The 23,571-nt window shown below is 71.4% G+C and carries 17 protein-coding genes; 11 read left to right on the plus strand and 6 right to left on the minus strand.

All coding sequences use genetic code 11. The features are described 5' to 3' along the window. Nucleotides 1-281 precede the first annotated feature (281 nt). The gene (locus ACFC09_RS28585; protein WP_376533211.1) at nucleotides 282-1,532 is read right to left on the minus strand and encodes a PucR family transcriptional regulator; all 1,251 of its coding nucleotides are present in this window, start codon (nucleotides 1,530-1,532) and stop codon (nucleotides 282-284) included. Between the two features lie 164 nt (nucleotides 1,533-1,696). Between ACFC09_RS28585 and ACFC09_RS28590 the strand changes: the two genes are divergently transcribed. The 3 genes from ACFC09_RS28590 to ACFC09_RS28600 all read left to right on the plus strand — a co-directional run bounded on the left by ACFC09_RS28590 (nucleotide 1,697) and on the right by ACFC09_RS28600 (nucleotide 4,871). Further along, on the plus strand, nucleotides 1,697-2,623 hold the full coding sequence (locus tag ACFC09_RS28590; protein ID WP_376533212.1) for a proline dehydrogenase family protein: 927 nt from the start codon (nucleotides 1,697-1,699) through the stop codon (nucleotides 2,621-2,623). A 34-nt stretch (nucleotides 2,624-2,657) separates the two neighbouring features. Next, nucleotides 2,658-4,289 carry an L-glutamate gamma-semialdehyde dehydrogenase gene (pruA, locus tag ACFC09_RS28595; protein ID WP_376533213.1) on the plus strand — a complete coding sequence of 544 codons (1,632 nt, stop codon included), beginning with the start codon at nucleotides 2,658-2,660 and terminating at the stop codon, nucleotides 4,287-4,289. Between the two features lie 450 nt (nucleotides 4,290-4,739). Beyond that, nucleotides 4,740-4,871, plus strand: coding sequence for a hypothetical protein (locus tag ACFC09_RS28600; RefSeq protein ID WP_294004210.1), 132 nt, complete (start codon nucleotides 4,740-4,742; stop codon nucleotides 4,869-4,871). Between the two features lie 89 nt (nucleotides 4,872-4,960). Here ACFC09_RS28600 and ACFC09_RS28605 read toward each other — a convergent pair whose 3' ends face one another. After that, nucleotides 4,961-6,514 carry a purple acid phosphatase family protein gene (locus ACFC09_RS28605; protein WP_376533214.1) on the minus strand — a complete coding sequence of 518 codons (1,554 nt, stop codon included), beginning with the start codon at nucleotides 6,512-6,514 and terminating at the stop codon, nucleotides 4,961-4,963. A 154-nt stretch (nucleotides 6,515-6,668) separates the two neighbouring features. Between ACFC09_RS28605 and ACFC09_RS28610 the strand changes: the two genes are divergently transcribed. The 4 genes from ACFC09_RS28610 (at nucleotide 6,669) to cimA (ending at nucleotide 12,544) form a co-directional block, all read left to right on the plus strand. Then, entirely contained in the window at nucleotides 6,669-7,712 is a 1,044-nt protein-coding gene (locus ACFC09_RS28610) for a 3-isopropylmalate dehydrogenase (RefSeq protein ID WP_376533215.1), read from the plus strand. A gap of 244 nt (nucleotides 7,713-7,956) precedes the next feature. Continuing rightward, a complete protein-coding gene (locus tag ACFC09_RS28615) occupies nucleotides 7,957-9,045 on the plus strand; it encodes a branched-chain amino acid aminotransferase (RefSeq protein ID WP_376533216.1) in 1,089 nt (362 codons plus the stop codon). Between the two features lie 303 nt (nucleotides 9,046-9,348). Next, nucleotides 9,349-10,650, plus strand: coding sequence for an MFS transporter (locus ACFC09_RS28620; RefSeq protein ID WP_376533217.1), 1,302 nt, complete (start codon nucleotides 9,349-9,351; stop codon nucleotides 10,648-10,650). A gap of 283 nt (nucleotides 10,651-10,933) precedes the next feature. After that, nucleotides 10,934-12,544 (plus strand): citramalate synthase, encoded by a 1,611-nt coding sequence (gene cimA / locus ACFC09_RS28625; protein WP_376533218.1) that lies wholly within the window; start codon nucleotides 10,934-10,936, stop codon nucleotides 12,542-12,544. Between the two features lie 226 nt (nucleotides 12,545-12,770). Here cimA and ACFC09_RS28630 read toward each other — a convergent pair whose 3' ends face one another. Further along, nucleotides 12,771-14,636, minus strand: a complete 1,866-nt coding sequence (locus tag ACFC09_RS28630) for a ricin-type beta-trefoil lectin domain protein (protein WP_376533219.1) — start codon at nucleotides 14,634-14,636, stop codon at nucleotides 12,771-12,773. A gap of 647 nt (nucleotides 14,637-15,283) precedes the next feature. On the opposite strand from ACFC09_RS28630, the gene ACFC09_RS28635 reads away from it, so the two are divergent. Further along, nucleotides 15,284-16,675, plus strand: a complete 1,392-nt coding sequence (locus ACFC09_RS28635; protein ID WP_376533220.1) for a hypothetical protein — start codon at nucleotides 15,284-15,286, stop codon at nucleotides 16,673-16,675. Between the two features lie 269 nt (nucleotides 16,676-16,944). Here ACFC09_RS28635 and ACFC09_RS28640 read toward each other — a convergent pair whose 3' ends face one another. Further along, nucleotides 16,945-17,556, minus strand: a complete 612-nt coding sequence (locus ACFC09_RS28640; protein ID WP_376533221.1) for a YceI family protein — start codon at nucleotides 17,554-17,556, stop codon at nucleotides 16,945-16,947. Nucleotides 17,557-17,744: 188 nt separating this feature from the next. On the opposite strand from ACFC09_RS28640, the gene ACFC09_RS28645 reads away from it, so the two are divergent. From ACFC09_RS28645 to ACFC09_RS28655, 3 genes are all read left to right on the plus strand, one after another. Beyond that, on the plus strand, nucleotides 17,745-20,147 hold the full coding sequence (locus tag ACFC09_RS28645; RefSeq protein ID WP_376533222.1) for a polysaccharide lyase 8 family protein: 2,403 nt from the start codon (nucleotides 17,745-17,747) through the stop codon (nucleotides 20,145-20,147). A 154-nt stretch (nucleotides 20,148-20,301) separates the two neighbouring features. Further along, nucleotides 20,302-21,921: an acyl-CoA carboxylase subunit beta gene (locus ACFC09_RS28650; RefSeq protein ID WP_376533223.1), complete on the plus strand. Its 1,620-nt coding sequence runs from the start codon at nucleotides 20,302-20,304 to the stop codon at nucleotides 21,919-21,921. Nucleotides 21,922-21,986: 65 nt separating this feature from the next. Then, nucleotides 21,987-22,184 (plus strand): acyl-CoA carboxylase subunit epsilon, encoded by a 198-nt coding sequence (locus ACFC09_RS28655; RefSeq protein ID WP_376533224.1) that lies wholly within the window; start codon nucleotides 21,987-21,989, stop codon nucleotides 22,182-22,184. A gap of 194 nt (nucleotides 22,185-22,378) precedes the next feature. On the opposite strand, the gene ACFC09_RS28660 is transcribed toward ACFC09_RS28655, so the two are convergent. Together ACFC09_RS28660 and ACFC09_RS28665 are read right to left on the minus strand one after the other, a co-directional pair. Beyond that, nucleotides 22,379-22,960 (minus strand): ATP/GTP-binding protein, encoded by a 582-nt coding sequence (locus ACFC09_RS28660; RefSeq protein ID WP_200262884.1) that lies wholly within the window; start codon nucleotides 22,958-22,960, stop codon nucleotides 22,379-22,381. Beyond that, nucleotides 22,941-23,510 carry a DUF742 domain-containing protein gene (locus ACFC09_RS28665; protein WP_376533225.1) on the minus strand — a complete coding sequence of 190 codons (570 nt, stop codon included), beginning with the start codon at nucleotides 23,508-23,510 and terminating at the stop codon, nucleotides 22,941-22,943. The genes ACFC09_RS28660 and ACFC09_RS28665 overlap by 20 nt, the downstream gene beginning before the upstream one ends. Nucleotides 23,511-23,571: the final 61 nt, after the last annotated feature.

Raw genomic sequence — 23,571 nt, forward strand, 5'->3', positions numbered from 1 at the left:
GGCCGACCGAGTGGTCGGCCCGCCCGGCGTTCTCCTTGTCCTAGGCGTCGGGCGTCCGGCTCCCGCGCAGTGCCATCGCCGCGGTCACCGCCAGCGGCACGGCGCCCGCTCCGGCCGCCGCCTGCATCCCGTCGGTGAACGCCTCCCGCGCGGTCGCCGCCAGGACCTCTCCCGCGCGCCCCGGCAGCCGCCGAAGACGTACGCAGCTCAGCGGCGCGTGCCGCCCAAGGCTACGTGGCTCCGGGGCATCCGGGGCGCATGCCGCCGAGGACGTACGCGGCTCAGAGGCGTGCGCCCTTCAGCGCCATGTGCAGCAGCAGCCGGTCCTCGCCGTCGTCCAGGTCCAGACCGGTGAGGTGCTCGACCCGGGACAGCCGGTAGTACAGGGTCTGACGGTGGATGCCCAACTCGGCGGCCGTACGGGACGCCTGGCCCGCGCAGTCGAGGAACACCTCGGCGGTGCGGGCCAGCTCCCGGTGGGCGGGGACCAGCAGCGGGGCGACCGCGGGGTCGTGCGCCAGCTCGGCGGGCAGCGCGGTCAGCAGCCGGTACGGGCCGATGCGCGCCCACTCGGCGACCGGCCCGAGCCCCGGTTCGGCCAGCGCCGCACGGGCCGCGCCGGCCGCCTCCTGCCACGCGGCGCCCAGCCCGGCGAGCCCGGTCCGCGCGGCGGCGATCCCCGCCGCCCGCCGTGCGCCCACCGCACTGCCCCGGCGCCGTTTGCCGCCCGCCTGCTCCAACAGCCGCCCCGCCGCCGACACGGCCGGGGCGAGCGTGTCCGTCGACCGCAGCCGGACCAGCAGCGCCAGTGCCTGACCGGCGTCCCCGGCCGCCTCGGGCGCGGGGAAGCCGCCCTCGTCCCACGGCACCGCGCACAGCGCGGTCGCGCCCGGCACCGTACGGACCGAAGGGGCGTCGTCCCCGGCCGCCGAGGGCCAGGGCGCCACGCACACCATCGTGTAAGGCCCCTCCGACCGGCCGCCCAGACCGGTGCGCAGCTCCGCCACCGCCATCTCCCGCTGCCAGCCCCGCTCCGCGGCCAGCACCGCCCGCAGCTCCCTGGTCAGGTCGGCCCCGGCCTGCGCCTCGTCGGCGAGCAGCGCGCCGATCCGGGTGGTGACCGCCATGGCCGCGGCCAGCTGCCGTTCGGTCGGCCCCGGATCGTCGTCCAGGAGCCAGACGTAGCCGAGGACGACACCCCGATGGCGCACCGGCAGGCAGATACGGCCCCGGTACACCCCGGCCTCCGGGGTGGGCGGGATGCGCACCGGCCCGGTCGCCCGGGTGATGCCGAAGCCCTCGAACCAGGTACGGACCGCCGCCGTCGAACGCCGGGTCAGGATCGAGCGGGTGCGGACCGGGTCGAGGGCGGACGCGTCCAGTTCGCCCTCGCTGTCGTACGCGCCGAAGGCGATCAGCTCGAAGTCCCGGTTCTCCAGGGTCGCCGGCGCGCCCAGCAGCTCCGAGATCTCGTCCACCAGCTCCTGGTGGTCACCCTTGTAATCCGCCGTCACCCGGGCATTCTCCCGCATTCTCCGGTCTGCTTCATACACCTGTCTGAGAAGCGGTGAGCGGATGCGTGACAGCTGTCGATGGCTGACGATCGGATGGATCCATAGGTTTCACGGTGGTTCCCCGTGCCGTACCCGAATAGTCGGTTGTCGGCATCTTTGGTGCTCTGCTGTGGAGGTGCCCCGTGCTGGGTCCCGTGATTCTCGCCGCGTCGCGCAGCGACCGGATGCGCCGTCTGATCTCCGCCGCCCCGGTGACCAGGCAGGTCGTCGACCGCTTCATCCCCGGTGAGACCGTCGGCGACATCGTGCCGATCATCCAGGATCTGACCGCCAAGGGCCTCGAACTGACGATGGACGTGGTCGGCGAGGACATCACCAGGCCCGAACAGGCCACCGCGGCCCGGGACGCCTACCTGGAACTGGTCGGTCACCTCAGGGAACTCCGGCTCGGCCGGAAGGTCGAGATGTCCGTCAAGCTCTCCATGTTCGGCCAGGCGCTGGCCGACGGCCACGAACTCGCCCTGAAGAACGTGCGTTCCGTCGTCGAGGCCGCCGCCGAGGTCGGCACGACCGTCACGCTGGACGCCGAGGACCACACCACCCTCGACTCGATGTTCGCGATCCACGACGAGCTGCGGAAGGACTTCCCGCAGACCGGCTGCGTCATCCAGGCGTACCTCTTCCGTACCGAGGCCGACGCCCGCCGCCTCGCCGCGAGCGGCAGCCGGGTACGGCTCGTCAAGGGCGCCTACAAGGAGCCCGCCGAGGTCGCTTACCAGCAGAAGCACGAGATCGACAAGGCGTATGTGCGGATCCTGCGCACACTGATGGAGGGTACGGGGTATCCGATGATCGGGTCCCACGACCCGCGGCTGATCTCCATCGCCCAGGAACTCGCCCGCCAGGCCGGCCGGAAGTTCGACGAGTACGAGTTCCAGATGCTCTACGGGATACGGAACGAGGAGCACCTGCGGCTCGCCGCCGAGGGCCACCGCATGCGCGTCTACACCGCGTACGGCACCGACTGGTACGGCTACTTCATGCGGCGCCTCGCGGAGAAGCCGGCCAACCTGCGGTTCTTCGCACGAAGCATGATCACCAAGGGCTGAACCACACCGCTCAAGTCAAGGAGCTACGGATCTCATGGACGCTGTGACCCAGGTCCCCACCCCCGTCAACGAGCCGGTGCACGGCTATGCCCCCGGCTCGCCCGAGCGCGCCCGCCTGGAGGCCAAACTCAAGGAACTGGCCGAGAACCCGATCGACCTGCCCTGCACCATCGGCGGCGAGAAGCGGATGGGTGGCGGCGACCCCTTCCAGGTCGTCCAGCCGCACAACCACAAGGCGGTCATCGGCACGCTCCGCAACGCCACCCGGCAGGACGCCCAGGACGCCGTCGACGCGGCCCTGGCCGCTGCGCCCGCGTGGCGCGCCATGTCCTTCGACGACCGCGCCGCGATCATCCTGCGCGCCGCCGAGCTGCTGGCCGGCCCCTGGCGCGAGACCATCGCCGCCTCCACCATGCTCGGCCAGTCGAAGACCGTCCAGCAGGCCGAGATCGACACCCCGTGCGAGCTGGTCGACTTCTGGCGGTTCAACGTCCACTACGCCCGTCAGATCCTGGCCGAGCAGCCCCCGGCCAACTCCCCCGGCGTCTGGAACCGCCTCGACCACCGTCCGCTGGAGGGCTTCGTCTACGCGATCACCCCCTTCAACTTCAGCGCCATCGCGGGCAACCTGCCCACCGCGCCCGCGCTGATGGGCAACGTGGTCGTCTGGAAGCCGTCGCCGACCCAGACCCACGCGGCCGTCCTGCTGATGCAGCTGCTGGAGGAGGCCGGTCTGCCCAAGGGCGTCATCAACCTCGTCACCGGCGACGGAATCGCCGTCTCCGAGGTCGCCCTGACCCACCGGGACCTGGCCGGAATCCACTTCACCGGCTCCACGAAGACCTTCCAGTACCTGTGGAAGACGATCGGCGCCAACATCGAGACGTACCGCTCCTACCCGCGGCTGGTCGGCGAGACCGGCGGCAAGGACTTCGTCGTCGCCCACCCGAGCGCCGACCGCGCCGTCCTCAAGACCGCGCTGACCCGCGGTGCCTTCGAGTACCAGGGCCAGAAGTGCAGCGCGACCTCCCGCGCCTACATCCCGGCGTCCATCTGGAACTCCGGTTTCAAGGAGGAGTTCGCGGCCGAGGTCGACTACCTCACCATGGGTGACGTCACCGACCTGGCGAACTTCATCGGCGCGGTGATCGACGAGCGCGCCTTCGCCAAGAACAAGGCCGCCATCGACCGGGCCAGGCAGGACCCGTCCTGCACGATCGTCGCGGGCGGCTCCTACGACGACTCGGTCGGCTACTTCGTCCGCCCGACCGTCATCGAGTGCAGCGACCCGGAGAACGAGGTCTTCCGCACCGAGTACTTCGGCCCGGTCCTCGCCGTCCACGTCTACGAGGACGACCGCTACGACGAGATGCTGACCCAGATGGAGTCCGTCTCCGACTACGCCCTGACCGGCTCGGTCGTCTCGGGTGACCGCGCGGCGGCGGCGTACACGATGGAGAAGCTGCGCTACGCCGCGGGCAACTTCTACATCAACGACAAGTCGACCGGCGCCGTCGTCGGCCAGCAGCCCTTCGGCGGCGGCCGAGCCTCCGGCACCAACGACAAGGCCGGCGCCCCGCAGAACCTGCTGCGCTGGACGCTGACCCGCGCCATCAAGGAGGCGCTGGTCGCGCCGACCGACTACACGTACCCGCACATGGGCTGACGAGCCCCCCCGAACGCGGGCCGGGAAGCCTGAGACCCCCCGAACCAGGCTTCCCGGCCCGTTTCCATGCCACGGGATCGTGCGCCTCGCGGACGAGGAGGGCGGCCTTCACCTGTGGCCCGCACCCGCCGCGCCGCCCGACCCCGGTCACGAACTCCTCTTCGACTGGCGCGACGGGGACGTGCTCTGCCCGCTGGGCGGTGAATCCGCAGGTCACAGCCGTGAGGCCGGGTGCGCCGTCTCAGATAGTAGGAAGTCCGACTAATTGTAGAGACAGAAGCGTGCTCCTCCCTTACTTTTGTAGGAGCCGAACGTCTCGCTCGATCCAGCGAATGGCGGTCGTGAGCCGGGCCCGTGCAGGCAATCCCTGCGGCGCCGCTCCCCGCCCCTCCGGCGTCTCGCACCCCCCTTTTCCCGTACTCCAGATGCATCCCGAAGGAGTCGATTCCCATGGCCGAGACGACCGTCCGCCGCCGAGTCCGCCACGTGTCCCGCACGAGCGATTCCGACCGCAAGAACGCCGCCGCGGCCCTCCAGCGCGCCCTCGACCGCCGGGACAACGGCGGCGAGACCGGCCACTGAACCGGCCCCCACACCCCGCGCGCCGGGCCCGGTACAGGCGTCACACCTTCGCGGCCGGGAGCCGCGCCCGCGGGGGACGCGAAGCGGTCCTACCCGCCGCGCCGCACCTCGAAGTGGTCGATCCGGCTGCCGTCCTGGGCCAGCGCCGACACCGTCAGCCGTGCGCCAGGGCCCGGCCGCGCCTCCACCTTCAGCAGCGAGAAACCGGTGTAGCGCACCCGTGACCACTCCACCGTCTCCGCCTCGGTGGCCCGGGACGCCGTCCAGCGGAAGCTGCGCACCGCGTCGTGCGGGGTGAGGTGTCCCTCGTAGCTGTCCGCGACCCCGGACGGGAACGAGAAGAGGTTCCGGCCGCCCCCGCCCGCGGTGACGTACACGGTCCCGTCGCGGGCCGGATCCGTGGACGCGCCGACCGGCACCGTCCGGCCGACCTCGCCGCCGCGCACCGCGTCGGTCCGCTCGTAGACATGGTTGTGCCCGTTGATCACCAGGTCCACCTGGTGCCGGGCGAACAGCGGCAGCCACGCGTCCCGCACCCCTGCGTCCGAGGCGTGCTTGGCGGTGGCGTAGGCGCAGTGGTGGAAGAAGACGACCACGAAGTCGACGTCCCGCGCCGCACGCAGCTCACCGAGGGTGCGGTCCAGCCATGCCGTCTGCCGGCCGCCCGAGTGGCCGAGGTTGGCCGGGATCTCGTACGACACGTCGTTCGCGTCCAGCGCCACGAAGCCGACGTTGCCGTAGGCGAAGGAGTACGCGCCCGGCGTCCCGCGCGGATCGAAGCCGCTGTCCGGGAGGGAGAACCGGGCGAGTTGGCCGCCGTAGCCGTCCGGGGAGTACCACGCCTCCATGTCGTGGTTGCCGGTGGTCACCATCCACGGCACCGACCGGGCGGCCGGCTCGGTCTGCTTCAGGTACAGGTCCCAGGTGCGGGGGTCGTAGCCGTCCGCCGTGCTGCCGGTGCCGGCCGCGTCCGCGTAGCAGATGTCGCCCGCGTGCAGATGGAAGGCGGGCCGCTGGCGCAGCAGGACGTCGTCGTTGGCGTTCGCGCTGCGGCCCACCCCCTGGTCGCCGAAGGCCGTGAAGACGAAACGCTCCGGGGTGGCGGGCGCGGTGCGGAAGGAGGTGGTGGCCGACCGGTGGGCGGCGGAGACGGGGTCCCAGCCGTCGTGGCCGACACCGTAGTAGTACGTCGTGCCGGGGCGCAGACCGTCCAGGGCCGCGTGCAGGTAGTACTGCTCGACCGCCGGGCGCACCCCGGTCAGCGCGGGGGTGCGCAGATCGCGCAGGTCCGCCTCGATCCGGCGGCTCAGGTCGTCGGGGCGCGGCCCGACCCGCACGAAGGGCCGGCGGACCGCGAACGGCACCTGCCAGGAGATCCGCATCCGGGTCCTCGGGTCGGCGCCGAACGCGAGGTGGCGGCCGAACGGGGCGACGGCGGCGCCCGCGACCCGGGCGGTCGCGGACACCGGCGCGCCCGCCGGACGGGACGGTCCCGAACAGCCCGTCAGCAGTGCGCCCGCCACCGCGCCCGCCGTCACCAGGGTGCGGCGCCGGGACAGCCGGGTCCGCAGGTACTCGTGCTGTTCGGCCATGCTCATCCGGCTCGCCAGCCGCGGCGGGATGCCGAAGTCAGGGGTCTCCATGACGGAGACATGCCCAGCGGGGGCCGGTATCCGCTCCGCACGCGGGTGAACACCCGGCGGCGCGCTCTCCCCGTCACCCGCCGGGATGGCCCTGGGCCTGTCCGAATGACGGACGCGCTATGTCATTCCATGGGACGAGGGGTAGGGTGCCCGCATGTCTCGCAGCATCGATCTCGCAGTGATCCCCGGTGACGGCATCGGCCAGGAGGTCGTGGCCGAAGGGCTGAAGGTCCTGTCCGCCGTTCTCCCGCAGGACGTGAAGCTGCAGACCACCGAGTACGACTTCGGCGCCAGGCGCTACCACGCCACCGGTGAGACCCTCACCGACGCCGACCTCGACGCGCTCAAGGAGCACGACGCCATCCTGCTCGGTGCGATCGGCGACCCGTCGGTCCCCTCCGGCGTCCTGGAGCGCGGCTTCCTGCTCAAGCTCCGCTTCGCCTTCGACCACCACGTCAACCTGCGTCCGTCGAAGCTGCTCCCCGGCGTCGCCACCCCGCTGGCCGGCCAGCCCGAGATCGACTTCGTCGTCGTCCGCGAGGGCACCGAGGGCCCCTACACGGGCAACGGCGGCACCATCCGCAAGGGCACCCCGCACGAGGTCGCCACCGAGGTCTCCGTCAACACCGCCTACGGGGTCGAGCGGGTGGTCCGCGACGCCTTCGCCCGCGCCCAGGCCCGCCCGCGCAAGAAGCTCACGCTGGTCCACAAGAACAACGTGCTGACCTTCGCGGGCCACCTGTGGACGAACATCTTCAACCAGGTGGCCGAGGAGTTCCCCGAGGTCACCACCGACTACCTCCACGTGGACGCGGCGACCATCTTCCTGGTCACCCAGCCCGAGCGGTTCGACGTCATCGTCACCGACAACCTCTTCGGCGACATCATCACCGACCTCGCCGCGGCCGTCTCCGGCGGCATCGGCGTGGCCGCCTCCGGCAACATCAACCCGGGCGGCGCGTTCCCGTCCATGTTCGAGCCGGTGCACGGCTCGGCCCCGGACATCGCCGGCCAGGGCAAGGCCGACCCCACCGCCACCGTCCTGTCCGTCGCGCTGCTGCTGCGCCACCTCGGCCACGACACCGAGGCGGCCCGCGTCGAGAACGCCGTCTCCGCCGACCTCGCGGAGCGCGGTACGGGTCCCGCGCGCAGCACCTCGGAGATCGGCGACGCGCTCCGCGTACGCGTAGCCGGCTGACCCCCGCCGCGCTGCACCAAGCCGCCGGGTGGCTCGGACGCCCGGCGGCTTCCCCATGTCCCCGCCGGGTGCCACCATCGATCCCTGGGCCGCTTTCACCCCGATTCCTTCCGTCCGGGCCCCCCGCGAGATAATCGAACGCGGAGCCGCGGCATGAGGGAATGCTCGGACGTCCTAGCACTGGCCGCCGGCCATGCGGACGTGAGCGCGGCCCGTCACTACAACCGGTGAAGGACTACCACTCATGACGACGCCCAAGATCGAGCTCAAGCCCTCCGCCCACCCGCTGCCCGCGGCGGAACGGGCGGCGATCCTGGCCAACCCCGGATTCGGCCGCCACTTCACCGATCACATGGTGACGATCAGGTGGACCGAGGGCCGGGGCTGGCACGACGGCCAGCTCGTTCCGTACGCGCCGATCCCGCTCGACCCGGCCACCAACGTCCTGCACTACGCGCAGGAGATCTTCGAAGGGCTCAAGGCGTACCGCCGTCCCGACGGTTCCGTGGCCACCTTCCGCCCGGACCGGAACGCCAGGCGCTTCCAGCTCTCCGCCCACCGCCTCGCGATGCCCGAACTCCCGGTCGAGACCTTCATCGAGGCGTGTGACGTCCTGGTCCGGCAGGACAAGGACTGGGTGCCCGCGCACGGCGGCGAGGACTCCCTCTACCTACGCCCCTTCATGATCGCGACCGAGGTCGGCCTGGGCGTGAAACCGGCCGACGAGTATCTGTTCCTCGCCATCGCCTCGCCGGCCGGCGCCTACTTCGCCGGGGGCGTCAAGCCGGTCTCCATCTGGGTGTCGGAGGACCGGGTCCGCGCCGTCCCGGGCGGCATGGGCGACGCCAAGACGGGCGGCAACTACGCGGCCTCCCTGCTCGCCCAGGCCGAGGCGGCGGCCGAGGGCTGCGACCAGGTCTGCTACCTCGACGCGGTCGAGCACCGGTGGGTCGAGGAACTCGGCGGCATGAACCTGTACTTCGTGTACGGCAACAAGATCGTCACGCCGCCGCTCAGCGGCTCGATCCTGGAGGGCGTCACCCGGGACAGCCTGCTGACCCTGGCCCGCGACCTCGGCTACGAGGCGGAGGAGTCCCCGGTCTCCGTCGAGCAGTGGCAGCGCGACTCGCAGGACGGCACCCTCACCGAGGTGTTCGCCTGCGGCACCGCAGCCGTGATCACCCCGGTCGGCACGGTGAAGCGCGCGAGCGGTGAGTGGAAGCAGTCGGAGGGCGAGCCGGGCAAGGTCACGCTGGAACTCCGGCAGGCGCTCCTCGACGTCCAGCGCGGCATCACCGCGGACCGGCACGGGTGGATGCATCCGCTCGGCTGACGGGCGCTGCGCCGGCCTTGGCGGGGTATGACGGGTTGTCGCTCGTCCGCGGGGTTGTTGTGGCTGGTTGCGCAGTTCCCCGCGCCCCTTAAGGGGGTGGGCGTGGCGGGTTGTCGTTTGTCTGCGGGGTTGTTGTGGCTGGTTGCGCAGTTCCCCGCGCCCCTTGGGCGAGGGGGTGTGGTGGCTGGTTGCGCAGTTCCCCGCGCCCCTTGGGGGTCGGTGTGCGCGCCCGCGTGTGTGAACGCAATGAACACAATCCGAGTCGCCCTTGTCGCGTCTGCGAACGCCCGGCACGTTACGGGCATGGGACGAGAGCATTGGAAGAGGATCTGGATCGGCTCGGCCGGCAACATGGTCGAGTGGTTCGACTGGTTCGTGTACGCGAGCTTCGCCACCTACTTCGCCGGGGCGTTCTTCCCGAGCGGCAACCCCACCGCCCAGCTGATGAACACCGCGGGCATCTTCGCCGTCGGGTTCTTCATGCGCCCCGTCGGCGGCTGGCTGCTGGGCCGGGTGGGCGACCGCAAGGGCCGCAAGGCCGCGCTGACGCTGACGGTCACGCTGATGTCGGTGTCCGCGGTGCTCATCGCCGTCGCGCCGACCTACTCCGTGGCCGGTTACGGCGGCGCGCTCGTGCTGCTCGTCGCCCGACTGCTGCAAGGTCTGTCGGTGGGCGGCGAGTACGCGGCCAGCGCCACCTATCTCACGGAGGCCACGGACCCGCGCCGGCGCGGCTTCGCCTCCAGCTTCCAGTACGTGTCCATGACCGCCGGTCAGATCGTCGGGCTCGGCCTGCTGATCGTCCTCCAGCGCACCATGTCCGACGACGCGCTGCACAGCTACGGCTGGCGCATCCCGTTCGTGGTGGGCGCGCTCGGTGCCGCGATCGTCTTCTACCTGCGGCGTTCCATGCTGGAGACCGAGGTGTACGCGGAGGACGCCTCGGACGACCAGGAGCGCGGCACACTGCGCGCGCTGTGGCGGCACAGGCGGGAGGCGTTCCTGGTCGTCGCGCTGACCATGGGCGGCACCGTCGCCTACTACACGTACACCACCTACCTCACCAAGTACCTGTCGAACTCGGCGGGGCTGAGCAAGGAGACCGCCACCCTGGTCTCCTTCACCGCGCTGATCGTCTTCGCCTGCCTCCAGCCCCTCGCGGGCTGTCTCTCCGACCGGATCGGCCGCCGCCCGCTGCTGATCACCTTCGCGGTCGGCTCCACCTTCCTCACCGTGCCGATCATGACGCTGCTGAAACACGCCGGCGGCTACTGGCAGGCCCTCGGCCTCTCCCTGCTGGCGCTCGTCGTGGTCACCGGCTACACGTCGATCAACGCGTGCGTGAAGGCGGAACTGTTCCCGACGGGGGTGCGCGCGCTGGGCGTGGCGCTGCCCTACGCGGTCGCCAACGCCTTGTTCGGCGGCACGGCGGAATACGTCGCGCTGTGGTTCAAGAACGCGGGCCTGGAATCCGGCTTCTACTGGTACGTGGCCGGCTGCGCCGCGGTTTCCCTGGTGGTGTACGTCACCATGCGGGAGACGAAGGACCTGGATCTGACCCGGATGGGCGCACGTGACGCGTCCCCGATGACGACCGCATCCTGAGACGGGCGGTGAGCCGGGGGCAGGATGTGCCAGACTGCCCCCGTGCTCTCGTTCGCCATGATTATTGGCAGCAGGCGCGCCGGTCCGCAGTGACCGCCACGTACAACCAGGTACGGGCGGCCACCGTCGTCCCCGACCCGCGCGCAGACCTCTCGCACCCGCGAGGGGTTTTTTCGTTTTCCGGGCCCACCTTCAGCCGGAGGCGCAGCGCGAGGGATCATTGGGGGAACGGTGAACCGGTCATTCCGGTAAGACCGAGATCCGATACAGGAGCCTTGAGACCATGACCGAGACGGAAACCAGCGAACTCGACGACTCGTTCCACGTCTTCGACACCACGCTGCGCGACGGCGCCCAGCGCGAGGGCATCAACCTCACCGTCGCCGACAAGCTCGCCATCGCACGGCACCTGGACGACTTCGGCGTGGGCTTCATCGAGGGCGGCTGGCCGGGCGCGAACCCCCGGGACACCGAGTTCTTCGCCCGTGCCCGGCAGGAGATCGACTTCCGGCACGCTCAACTCGTCGCGTTCGGCTCGACCCGCCGCGCCGGTGCCAAGGCCGCCGACGACCCACAGGTCAAGGCCCTCCTGGAATCCGGCGCCCCGGTGATCACCCTGGTCGCCAAGTCGCACGACCGGCACGTGGAACTGGCGCTGCGCACCACGCTCGACGAGAACCTGGAGATGGTCCGCGACACCGTCTCCCACCTGCGCGCCCAGGGCCGCCGGGTGTTCGTCGACTGCGAGCACTTCTTCGACGGCTACCGGGCGAACCCGGAGTACGCGAAGGCGGTCGTCCGAGCCGCCGCGGAGGCCGGCGCGGACGTGGTGGTGCTGTGCGACACCAACGGCGGCATGCTCCCGGCACAGGTCCAGGCCGTGGTCGCCACCGTCCTCGCGGACACCGGGGCCCGGCTCGGCATCCACGCCCAGGACGACACGGGCTGCGCGGTGGCCAACACCCTCGCGGCCGTCGACGCCGGCGCCACCCACGTGCAGTGCACGGCGAACGGCTACGGCGAACGCGTCGGCAACGCCAACCTCTTCCCGGTGGTCGCGGCCCTGGAACTCAAGTACGGCAAGAAGGTGCTGCCCGAGGGCCGGCTGCGCGAGATGACCCGCATCTCGCATGCCATCGCCGAGGTGGTCAACCTCACCCCCTCCACCCACCAGCCCTACGTCGGGGTCTCCGCCTTCGCCCACAAGGCGGGCCTGCACGCCTCCGCGATCAAGGTCGACCCGGACCTGTACCAGCACATCGACCCCGTACGGGTCGGCAACACCATGCGCATGCTGGTCTCCGACATGGCCGGCCGCGCCTCCATCGAGCTGAAGGGCCGGGAACTCGGCATCGACCTCGGCGACGACCGCGAACTGGTCGGCCGGGTCGTCGAGCGCGTCAAGGAACGCGAGCTGAGGGGCTACACCTACGAGGCCGCGGACGCCTCGTTCGAGCTGCTGCTGCGCGCCGAGGCCGAGGGCCGGCCGCTGACGTACTTCAAGGTCGAGTCCTGGCGGGCCATTGTCGAGGACCGCCCCGACGGCACCCACGCCAACGAGGCCACGGTCAAGCTCTGGGCCAAGGGCGAGCGCATCGTCGCCACGGCGGAGGGCAACGGCCCGGTCAACGCCCTCGACCGGGCCCTGCGGGTGGCGCTGGAGAAGATCTACCCGCAGCTCGCCAAGCTCGACCTCGTCGACTACAAGGTGCGCATCCTGGAGGGCAAGCACGGCACCCAGTCCACGACCCGGGTGCTGATCGCCACCTCCGACGGTGCCGGCGAGTGGTCCACGGTGGGCGTCGCCGAGAACGTCATCGCGGCCTCCTGGCAGGCACTGGAGGACGCCTACACCTTCGGCCTGCTGCGCGCGGGCGTCGAGCCGGCGAAGTGAGCGACCCGACCGGCGGCACCTCGCCCCACGGCCGGGCGTAGCCGGCCGTGGCACGAGACGCTGCCGGCCGCGGGGCGAGGTGCCGCGGGACGCTGGACGCTGGACGAGGCGCTGCCGGGGTGCGGTCCGCACGGCCCGGGTCCTCGGCCGGGCAGCGCCTCGGCGAGCCGCGCGGACTCGCCGAGGGTCGGCCCGTCGCCCGGCCGGCGGCGGGACCGGGCCTGTTCTATTGCAGACGCCACTTCTGGTTGGCGGCGCCCGTGCACGACCAGATCTGCGCGCGTGCCCCGTTGGCCGACGCGTTGTCCGTCACGTCGAGACACTTGCCGGCCGCCGTGTTGACCACGTCGCCGGTCGACGCGTTGTACGACCACTGCTGGGCACCGGATCCGTTGCAGTCGTACAACTGCACCTTCGCCCCGTTCGCGGTCGAGCCCGACGTCACGTCCAGGCACTTGCCCAGCGCCCGGACCGAGCCGTCGCCCTGCACCGTCCACTGCTGGGCGGTGCTGGAGTTGCAGTCGTAGAGCTGCACGGCCGCGCCGTTGGCGCCGGACGCGCCCGCCACGTCCAGGCACTTGCCCGCGAGTCCCACGAAGGCCCCCGACTGGCCGCCGCCGCCGGACTGCGTACCGGACCAGGTGAAGGTCGCCGACGTCTTGCCCGGCAGCGAGTAGGTGGCGTGCTGCCCGCCCCAGTTGACGGTGATCGTCCGGGCGGCCGACGAGTCGTTGTAGGCGATCAGCGCCTTCGAGCCGTCCGGGTTGCGCCAGGCCACGTTGGGTACGGCCGTCGACGCCGTCGAGGCGATCCGCTGGGCGCCGGGGCGGACGAACTTCGTCAGGTGCCCCATCGTGTAGTACTCGACCGTGTAGTCGACCGTGCCGCTCGCGCCGTCCCCGTTGTGGACGGTGATCAGACCGGTGCAGGTGCCGCACCCGCCGTTGTGCGGTCCCCTGTTCTGGTCCACCGCCAGCGACCACTTGGTCACCGACTTCGCCCAGTTGCGCGTGTAGTCGACGATGTTGAGCATGTCCTCGCGCTGCTGGTTCGCGATCCACGTGCCGCCCGAGTGCTCGGTGCCGAACGCGTCCAGCGAGGGGTACTGGTTGCGCACGGAGGTCTGCTTGGCGACGTCACCGCCGTAGCCGTGCCAGGCGATCCCGCCGAAGTTGGGGTGGCTGCGGACCGCCGCGTCGTCCACCGTCTGGGCGGCGTAGGAGTCGTAGACGTCCCAGTTCCAGTCGTGCGCCAGCACCTTCGTGGACAGGCCCGCGGCCTGGAGCTCGGGCAGCAGCTCGCTCTTGGTGAAGTAGGCGAGGCCGCCGGCGTTCCAGCTCATCGACGGATAGCCCGAGCAGCAGGTCGGCTCGTTCTGCGCCGACACGTACCCGACGCCCACGCCCTGATCCCGGTACGCCTGGAGGTACTTCACGAAGTACGAGGCGTACGCCCCGTAGTACTCCGCCTTCAGCCAGCCCCCGTTGAGCTGCCCGCTGTCCTTCATCCAGGCGGGCGCCGTCCACGGCGAGGCCATCACCGTCAGGGACGGGTTCAGCTGGAGCGCCTGCTTGGTGAGCGGGACCACGTCGGCGAGGTCGTGCGCGATCGAGAACCGCGTCAGGTTCGGGTCCGTCTGCCCGGCCGGCACGTCGTCGTAGGTGTACCCGTAGCGGGCCAGGTCCGAGGCGCCCATGGGGTTGCGCAGGAACGACAGTCCGATGCCGTCCGTCGGTGAGAACAGTTTCCGCATCGCCGCGTCCCGGGTCGTCTGCGACAGCGCCCCGCTGCTGTTCATCAGCCAGGCCGCGGTGTCCGTGAAGGACGCGCCGCCGCCGGTGAAGGTCTGGTAGCGGGTGTTCTCGTCGACGGTGATGTTCTCGCCGCCGCCGCCGGAGCCGGGCTGGAAGGCGAACGGGGTCTGGGCCTGGAGCCCGCGCACGACATGGCGTCCGCCGGCGTCGTCGGTCGTGGTCAGCCAGGCCGTGACCTGCTCGCCCGCCGCATGGGCGGGTGCGGTCGCCACGCTGAGGCCGGCCGTGCCGAGCAGCCCGGCCAGCAGCAGCCGGACGGCCCGCGTCGATCTCTTCATGGAGCGCCACCCTTCTTCACGTGGGGGAGGGGAGGCGTGCGAGCCGTGAGTAAATGACGGCTTCGCGGGCGCGTCAAGGGGGCGCGCGTTCACCATCTGAAGGGTCAACGGGCTTGAGACGCGCGGGACTTGGCGGCGTACCGGATCCGGCGTGAGACTTGACGGGTCCCGGGGCGCCGCCGGGCGGCGAGCGTGCGGCGGGCTCGTGCAACGGTGGCCGGGCGGATCGGTGGCGCTCAGGTCTCCGGGGTCGGCCGCACCGGGCACGACGGGGCGGGGCCGCGGACCAGGGCCGGGGAGCGCCGCCGCGGTCGCGAGCCCTTCGCGGACGCGGACGTGAACCGTTCGCCGACGCGAACCGCCTGCCGCGTACCGGGCGGCGTGCGACGGACGGCGCCTACCGGGCGGCGCGCACCGGCGCACGGACCGCTGCCCGCGACGGCCCAGCCGGCCCGTAACAGCCCGCGACGGCCCTGATCGGCGGGATCGGCCCGTGACAGCCCCGGGTCGGCCGGAGCGGCCCGCGACAGCCCGCGACGGCCCGCGACGGCTCGGGTCGGCCCGCGAGGGTCCGGCACCTCCGCAGGTCCGACGGTGTGAATTGTTCCGAATGACTGAATATGTGACGCTTCGGGTAACGTCGAATCATGAAGGCCGTACCGAAGGCTGCACCGAACGCCCCCTGCACGGCCGTACGACGGACCCGGAGCCTCCCGGCGCTGCTGCTGGCCGTGCTGGCGCTCGTCGTCATGACCGCGCTCGCCCCCGTTGCCACGGCCGCCACCGGCGTCTCGACCATCGCCGCGGAGCTGCGCAAGAACCCGGTGTACGTCGATCCGGCCGCCGCCGGACAACTGTCCACGGCGGATGCGCGGGCCCTGCGCGACCGGATCGAGGGCGCCGGCAAACCCGTCTTCGTCGCGGTCCTGCCCGACGGCTACCCGACCCAGAACCTCTTCACGAACCTGCGCACCGCGACCGGCGTCACCGGTCTGTACGCCGTCCGCCTCGGCGACCGCTTCGACGCCCGCGCCGACTCCTCGGTCATGTCGCGCACGGCCGTGCGGAACCTGGTGAGCAGCGTCCAGGGCGAGGACGCCAGGACCCAGCTGACCGACTTCACCGACCGCGCCCTCGCCAACGTGGGCGGCAAGGCACCCGCCACCTGGGGCTCGTCCGGCCACCGCGGCGGGACCTCCGCCACCGCGCTGATCACCACGGCCGCCGTCCTGGTGGCCGGCGGCGTGGGCGCGTACGCCCTGGTGCGGCACAGCCGCAGGCGCCGCGAGGAGGAGCAGCGCGCCGCCCTGGAACGGCTGCGGGTGGTGGTGGACGAGGACATCACCGCTTTCGGCGAGGAACTCGACCGGCTGGACTTCCACCCGGCCGAGGCCGGCGCGGACGACGCCATGCGCGCGAACTACGAGCGGGCGCTGGACGCCTACGACCAGGCGAAACAGCGCATGGCCGCGGCCCGCAGGCCGGAGGACGTCCGCGCTGTCACCGAGGCGCTGGCGGACGGCCGGTTCGACCTGGCGCAACTCGCCGCCCGCCGCGCACACCGGCCGCTCCCCGCGCGTCGCCCGCCCTGCTTCTTCGATCCCCGCCACGGCCCCTCGGTCGCCGACGCGACCTGGATCCCGCCCGGCGGCACCGCGCGCGAGGTACCGGTCTGCGCGGCCGACGCCACCCGGCTGGCCGACGGCCGCGACCCGCAGACGCGCGAGGTCGACACCGAGCACGGCCGTCGCCCCTACTGGGACGCGGGTCCGGCCTACGGTCCCTGGGCGGGCGGCTACTTCGGCGGCGGCCTGCTGCCCGGTCTGCTCGTCGGCACGCTCCTCGGCAGCGCGATGGCCGCCCCGACGTACGCGGCCGACTACGGCACCGGGTACGGCGACTTCGGCGCGGCCGGCTATCAGGGCGGGGACGTGTCGGGGGCCGACTTCGACCCCGGTGACTTCGGGGGCGGATTCGGGGACTTCGACGGGGGCGGCGGGAACTACGGCGGGGGAGGGGATTTCGGAGGCGGGTTCTGAGCCGCGACGAGACCGGGCGGGCGTGACCGGGCGGGCGTGACCAGGCGGGTGTGACCAGGCGGGTGTGACCGGGCAGGTGCAGCCGGGTAGGCGTGACCGGGCAGGTGTGGCCGGACGGACTGGCGTGACCGGACTGACGTGACGGGACGGGCGTGACCGGGCGCGCGCGGGTGGCGCGCCCGGTCACGGTGTCGGTCGCCGGCTCGCGGTGGCCGGTCGCGGGGTGCCCGGCCACCGGACCGAGGCGGCCGTTGCTCGGCGCGGGCGGTTCAGGCGCTCTTGACCGCCGAGATGTCGAAGTTCAGCTTGATCTTGTCGGAGACCAGCACACCGCCCGTCTCCAGGGCCGCGTTCCAGGTCAGACCCCACTCGGAGCGCAGGATCTCCGCCTTGCCCTCGAAACCGACCCGCTCGTTGCCGAAGGGGTCCTGGACGGTGCCGTTGAATTCGAGGTCGATGACCAGCGGTTTCGTGGTGCCGAGGAGGGTCAGGTCGCCGGTGATGCGGTAGTCGTCACCGCCCAGGGCCTCGGCCTTGGTGGAGCGGAAGGTCATCGTCGGGAACTCGTCGGTCTTGAAGAAGTCGGCCGACTTCAGGTGGGTGTCGCGGTCGGCGTTGCCGGTCTCGACGCTCGCCAGCGTGACGTCGATCGAGGCGGTCGACTTGGCGGGGTCGGACCCGTCGAGGTGCAGCGTGCCGGAGAACTCCTGGAAGCTGCCCCGGACGTTGGTGACCATCGCGTGCCGGGCCGCGAAGCCGATCGAGGTGTGCGCCGTGTCGATCGTGTAGTCACCGGTGACCGCGGCCAGTTCGGGGTTCACGGCGGTGCCGCCCGCGTTCGCGGGCGTGTCGTCGGCGTTCTGGCGACCGAAGATGCTCATCTCATGCTCCTCGAAGACGTGGGAATTGCTGATGTTGAAAGGTGCTGATGTTGAAAGTTCAATGAGTGCGTTGCGGTGACTCTAGACCCGTACGGTTCAACATTCAACATCACCTGGGGGTGTGTCGCGCTTTTTACGGTGCGTCACATGGTTCCCCAGTGCATCACGCGGTGGTAGACCGCAGGGGCATGACTGCGGACATCACCCCTACGCGTCGCACTTTTCTGGCCGGAGCCCTCGCCGCGGCGGCCACGGCGACCGGCTCGCCGGCGGTGGCCGGCTCCGACGGCGTCGCTGCTCCCGGCCCTGCCGCCGATCCGGGCGGCCGTACGTACGGCGCCCCTGACGCGGACGACGCCTACGACGGCCTTCGCCGGCGCTGGCTGGATATCGCCCTCGGTACCGGCTACGACCCGGCCGCCGAACCCTACGCCTCCCGGCTCGCCGCGACCGGTGAACTGGCCCGCGCCTTCCGCGCCGGCCTGGCGCCCACGCCCACCTCCCTGTGGCCGGACCACCCCTTCGACCCGCCCGCGGGCATCACCCAGAGCTACAGCCGCCTGTGGACGATGGCCCAGGCATACGTCCAGGACGGCACCGGATCCACCGGCGACACGGGCCTCCTCGCGGACGTCCTGCGCGGGCTCGACCATCTCTCCGACACCGTCTACAACCCCACCACCACCCGCTACGGCAACTGGTGGGAGTGGCAGATCGGCAGCCCCCGCCTCCTGCTGGACATCACGGCCGCCCTCCACGACCACCTGGGGGAGGCCAGGATCGCCGCCGCCTGCGCGGCCGTCGACCACTTCATCCCGGACGCCCTGCTCGCCGACTACTCCGGCACCTCCACCGGGGCCAACCGGGTCGACCTGTGCCGCTCCGTCGCCCTGCGCGGCGTCCTCGGCCGGGCCGCCGACCGCCTCGCGCTCGCCCGGGACGCGCTCTCGCCCGTTTTCCCGTACGTCACCCAGGGGGACGGCCTGTACGCCGACGGCTCCTTCGTCCAGCACACCTGGGTGGCCTACTCGGGTACGTACGGCCAGGTGCTCCTCGACGGTCTCGGCCGGCTGTTCGCGCTGCTGGCCGGCTCCGCCTGGGAGGTCACCGACCCGGCCCGGCAGAACGTCCTCGACAGCGTCGAACACGCCTACGCGCCGCTGATCCACGACGGGCTGATGATGGACGGCGTCAACGGACGTGCCATCAGCCGGGGGTACCTCAAGGACGACGACCTGCACGTCATGCGCAGCGACCACTTCCACGGGCAGGGGATCGTCGCGGCCGTGGCGCTGCTCGCGGCGGGGGCGGACACCGCGGCGCGGGAACGCTGGTACGGGCTGGTCAAGGGCTGGATGGAACGGGACACCGTCACCCCGGTCCTGACGGCACCCCAGTTCGGCACCGCCGAGCTGGCGCGGCTGCACGCCGTCGCCGACTCGCCGGTGCCCGCCGCGCCCGAACCCGTCGGCCACCGTCTGTTCGCGGCCATGGACCGGGCCGTGCACCGCCGGCCCGGCTTCGTGGCGTCCCTCTCCATGGCCAGCGACCGGATCACGCACTACGAGTGCGGCAACGGCGAGAACCCGCGGGGCTGGCACACGGGCGCCGGAATGCTCTACTGGTGGGCCGACGGCACGGACGGGCGGGCCGGCCGGAGCGATCAGTACACCGACTGGTTCTGGCCGACGGTGGACTGGTACCGGCTGCCCGGCACGACCGTCTCCACCCGGCCTCTCGCCGACCGGGCCGGCGGCGAGTGGGGCGCGCCCCGACCCGATGTGCGCTGGGTCGGGGGCGTCACGGACGGCGAGTACGCGGCGATCGGACAGCACCTGAAGGGCCTCGGTTCGACCCTGCGGGCCCGCAAGTCGTGGTTCTTCCTCGCCGACGAGGTGATCTGCCTGGGCGCGGGGATCAGCTGCGCCGTTCCGGTCGAGACCGTCGTGGACAACCGGAACCTGGGGGAGGACGGCACGCAGGTCTTCGTACGCGGGCGCCACTGGGCCCATCTGGAGGGCCACGGTGGCTGGATCCTGCCGTACGGTGGCACGCTGCGCACCCTGCGCGAGGACCGCACCGGCGCCTGGTCGGACATCAACAGCACGAGCACCACCGAGCGGCGCACCCGGCGCTGGCAGACCCTCTGGCTGGACCACGGCACCGACCCGGTGGACGCCGGTTACGCCTACGTCCTGCTGCCCGGCGCGACCCGGCGCGAGGTCGTCGCCCGTGCCGCCGATCCGGGCCGGCTGTCCGTGCTCGCCAACGACGCCCGGTGCCAGGCGGTCCGGGCGCCCGCCCTGGGGCTGACCGCGGCCACCTTCTGGCAGGCGGGCACGGCGGGCGCGCTGACCGCATCGGCGGGCGCGAGCGTGCTGGTCCGGGTGGACGGCCGTACCGCTAAGCTCTGCGTGAGCGAGCCGCCGCGCACGGGTGAGCCGCTGGAGATCGTCTGGGACCACCCGGTGCGGTCGGTGGTCCGGGCCGACGACACCGTCGAGGTGCTCGCCGCAGGCGGCCGTTTGAGGCTCCGCGTCACTCCGGGGATGGCATGTGCCGGGCACGAATGTGAGGTGGCGCTCCGGTGACGGCTTTGTGGCATCTCCACAACGGGGATGGCCTCTGAGCAGTCGGAACGGCTGCATCACCGTGCGGATCTGTTCAGGGGTACCAGGAAAACGGGTCGGAGACTGTACGGAGTCGACGGCTCGCTTTCCGCGGTGTCCTTCGTAAGGTCGCTACATGACCGTTTTGGAAGAGACGACGGGTGACACGGCCGGCGAGGCCGTGGGCGAGGCGGACGGCGAGCCGACGGACGCGCGCGGGCGGGTCGCCGAGTTGCACGTCATCCGTGCGCAGGCGCTGGCGGGTCCCAGCGAGAAGGCGACCGAGGCGCAGCACGCCAAGGGCAAGCTGACCGCCCGGGAGCGGATCGAGCTGCTCCTGGACGCGGGGTCCTTCCAGGAGGTCGAGCAGCTGCGCCGGCACCGGGCGTCCGGCTTCGGCCTGGAGGCCAAGAAGCCCTACACGGACGGTGTGATCACCGGCTGGGGCACGGTGGACGGCCGTACGGTCTTCGTCTACGCCCACGACTTCCGGATCTTCGGCGGGGCGCTCGGCGAGGCGCACGCCACGAAGATCCACAAGATCATGGACATGGCCATCGCGGCCGGTGCCCCGCTGATCTCCCTCAACGACGGCGCCGGCGCCCGCATCCAGGAGGGCGTCTCGGCGCTGGCCGGCTACGGCGGCATCTTCCAGCGCAACACCAAGGCGTCCGGGGTCATCCCGCAGATCAGCGTGATGCTCGGCCCGTGCGCGGGCGGCGCGGCCTACTCGCCGGCGCTCACCGACTTCGTCTTCATGGTCCGTGACACCTCGCAGATGTTCATCACCGGGCCCGACGTGGTCAAGGCGGTCACCGGCGAGGAGATCACCCAGAACGGCCTCGGCGGCGCGGACGTGCACGCCGAGACCTCCGGCGTGTGCCACTTCGCCTACGACGACGAGGAGACGTGCATCGCGGAGGTGCGCTACCTCCTGTCGCTGCTGCCGCAGAACAACCGGGAGAACCCGCCGCGGGTGGAGTCGACCGACCCGGTCGACCGGCGCAGCGACGTCCTGCTCGACCTGGTCCCGGCGGACGGCAACCGGCCCTACGACATGGCCAAGGTCATCGAGGAGATCGTCGACGACGGCGACTACCTGGAGGTCCACGAGCGCTGGGCCCGCAACATCATCTGCGCGCTGGCCCGCATCGACGGCCAGGTCGTCGGCATCGTCGCCAACCAGCCGCAAGTGCTGGCGGGCGTACTGGACATCGAGGCGAGCGAAAAAGCTGCACGCTTTGTCCAGATGTGTGACGCTTTTAACGTTCCGATCATCACCTTCCTGGACGTCCCGGGATTCCTCCCCGGCGTCGACCAGGAGCACGGCGGGATCATCCGGCACGGCGCGAAACTCCTCTACGCCTACTGCAACGCGACCGTGCCGAGGATCTCGCTGATCCTCCGCAAGGCGTACGGCGGCGCCTACATCGTGATGGACAGCCAGTCCATCGGCGCGGACCTCACGTACGCGTGGCCCACCAACGAGATCGCCGTGATGGGTGCCGACGGCGCGGCCAACGTCATCTTCCGCCGGCAGATCGCCGGGGCCGACGACCCCGAGGCGATGCGGCAGAAGATGGTCAAGGAATACAAGGCCGAGCTGATGCACCCGTACTACGCCGCCGAGCGCGGCCTGGTCGACGACGTCATCGACCCGGCCGAGACCCGCGAGGTGCTGGCCAGATCGCTGGCCATGCTGCACACCAAGCACGCCGACCTGCCCTCGCGCAAGCACGGCAACCCCCCGCAGTAACCCGGTGGATCCGCGGTGAGCCACGTGCCGGCCCGCGGGAACCTCTCTCACGGAGACTGACAGCCATGAACGATCCCGACATCCGCGTCGAGAAGGGCCACGCCGAGCCCGAGGAGGTCGCCGCCATAACGGCGATCCTGCTGGCCCGCGCCGCCGCCCGTAGCTCCGAGCCGACCCCGGCGCACCGCGGCCGTGCCAAGGCGGGCTGGCGCCGCCTGGAGCGCGAGCCCGGCTTCCGGGCCCCGCACAGCTGGCACGGCTAGACCGGCGCCGCCTGCCCACACCAAATGGGCCCCTCCACTGCGGAGGGGCCCATTTTCGGCATGTACCAGGGACGGACGCGCCTCTTCAGGACGCGCCTCTCCAGGACACGGGGAGCCGGGCGGCCGGCCACGGACCACCCGTGGCCGGCGTACGGCCCGGCAGGGCGGCCCGGTGACCGAGGCCGCGGGTCGCGCTACCTCAGCCGTGCCATGAGGGCGTGTTCGACGAGGGTGATGAGTGCGCTCTTGGCGTCGGCCCGGTGGCGGGCGTCGGTCGTGATGATCGGGGTGTCCGGGCCGATCTGCAGGGCTTCGCGGACTTCGTCGGGGGTGTAGGGCTGGTTGCCGTCGAAGCCGTTGAGGGCGATGACGAAGGGGAGGCCCGAGTTCTCGAAGTAGTCGACGGCGGGGAAGCAGTCGGCGAGGCGCCGGGTGTCCACCAGGACGACCGCGCCGATGGCGCCGCGGACCAGGTCGTCCCACATGAACCAGAAGCGGTCCTGGCCGGGGGTGCCGAACAGGTACAGGATGAGGTCCTGGTCGAGCGTGATGCGGCCGAAGTCCATGGCGACCGTCGTGGTCGTCTTGTCCCCGGTGTGGGTGAGGTCGTCGATGCCGGCCGAAGCGGACGTCATGACGGCCTCTGTGCGCAGCGGGTTGATCTCCGAGACAGCGCCGACGAACGTGGTCTTACCCACGCCGAAGCCGCCCGCCACCACAATCTTCGCTGAGGTGGTGGAGCGGGAAGGACCGCCGCTAGAGCTTGCGAAGTCCACTGAGCACCCTTTCGAGCAATGTCACGTCTGGCTGGCCGCCGGCGTTCTCGTCGCCGCCGGGCTGATGGATGGCGACCAGGCCCGCCTCCGCCAAGTCGGCGACGAGGATCCTGGCCACGCCGAGGGGAATGGTCAGCAGCGCCGAGATCTCGGCCACCGACTTGATCTCTCGGCACAGGTGGCAGATCCGCTGATGCTCGGGCAACTGGCCCTGCATCTGGTGCGGCTGCGCGGTGGTGTGCACCAGCGCCTCGATGGCGAGCTGGTAGCGCGGGCGGGTCCGGCCGCCGGTCATGGCGTACGGACGCACCAAGGGATTGTTCGCCGCCATGGCGGGCGCCGGCTCGGGACGGCGCTGCGGCTGAACCGGCTGGATGCGCGGGGCCGGCGGCTGGTCGTACGGTGAAGGGCCGGGGCCCTGCGGTGCGTACGGCTGCCGGTGGCTCGGGGTGGAGGGGAAGTTGTACCGGTTCGTCGAACCGTCACCCTGGCCCTGCGCAGGGCCGTACGACCAGTTGCCTGCCGACGAACCGCTTGGGGGTGTTGCCACTTTCTCCTCCTCCGACCGTGCCGGGCACCCGTCCCTGGGAGCCGCGTCCCGAAACCTTACG

Origin of the sequence: Streptomyces sp. NPDC056161 (assembly GCF_042268025.1) — a bacterium.
Classification (GTDB): domain Bacteria; phylum Actinomycetota; class Actinomycetes; order Streptomycetales; family Streptomycetaceae; genus Streptomyces.

Excerpts from the sequence above, each read along its gene's own strand:
- ACFC09_RS28655 (WP_376533224.1), top strand. The coding sequence starts at position 21,987 with ATGAACGATCCCGACATCCGCGTCGAGAAGGGCCACGCCGAGCCCGAG.
- ACFC09_RS28630 (WP_376533219.1), bottom strand. The coding sequence starts at position 14,636 with ATGAAGAGATCGACGCGGGCCGTCCGGCTGCTGCTGGCCGGGCTGCTC.
- ACFC09_RS28605 (WP_376533214.1), bottom strand. The coding sequence starts at position 6,514 with ATGGAGACCCCTGACTTCGGCATCCCGCCGCGGCTGGCGAGCCGGATG.
- ACFC09_RS28585 (WP_376533211.1), bottom strand. The coding sequence starts at position 1,532 with ATGCGGGAGAATGCCCGGGTGACGGCGGATTACAAGGGTGACCACCAG.
- cimA (WP_376533218.1), top strand. The coding sequence starts at position 10,934 with ATGACCGAGACGGAAACCAGCGAACTCGACGACTCGTTCCACGTCTTC.
- ACFC09_RS28645 (WP_376533222.1), top strand. The coding sequence starts at position 17,745 with ATGACTGCGGACATCACCCCTACGCGTCGCACTTTTCTGGCCGGAGCC.
- pruA (WP_376533213.1), top strand. The coding sequence starts at position 2,658 with ATGGACGCTGTGACCCAGGTCCCCACCCCCGTCAACGAGCCGGTGCAC.
- ACFC09_RS28640 (WP_376533221.1), bottom strand. The coding sequence starts at position 17,556 with ATGAGCATCTTCGGTCGCCAGAACGCCGACGACACGCCCGCGAACGCG.
- ACFC09_RS28650 (WP_376533223.1), top strand. The coding sequence starts at position 20,302 with ATGACCGTTTTGGAAGAGACGACGGGTGACACGGCCGGCGAGGCCGTG.
- ACFC09_RS28615 (WP_376533216.1), top strand. The coding sequence starts at position 7,957 with ATGACGACGCCCAAGATCGAGCTCAAGCCCTCCGCCCACCCGCTGCCC.
- ACFC09_RS28620 (WP_376533217.1), top strand. The coding sequence starts at position 9,349 with ATGGGACGAGAGCATTGGAAGAGGATCTGGATCGGCTCGGCCGGCAAC.
- ACFC09_RS28610 (WP_376533215.1), top strand. The coding sequence starts at position 6,669 with ATGTCTCGCAGCATCGATCTCGCAGTGATCCCCGGTGACGGCATCGGC.
- ACFC09_RS28600 (WP_294004210.1), top strand. The coding sequence starts at position 4,740 with ATGGCCGAGACGACCGTCCGCCGCCGAGTCCGCCACGTGTCCCGCACG.
- ACFC09_RS28635 (WP_376533220.1), top strand. The coding sequence starts at position 15,284 with ATGAAGGCCGTACCGAAGGCTGCACCGAACGCCCCCTGCACGGCCGTA.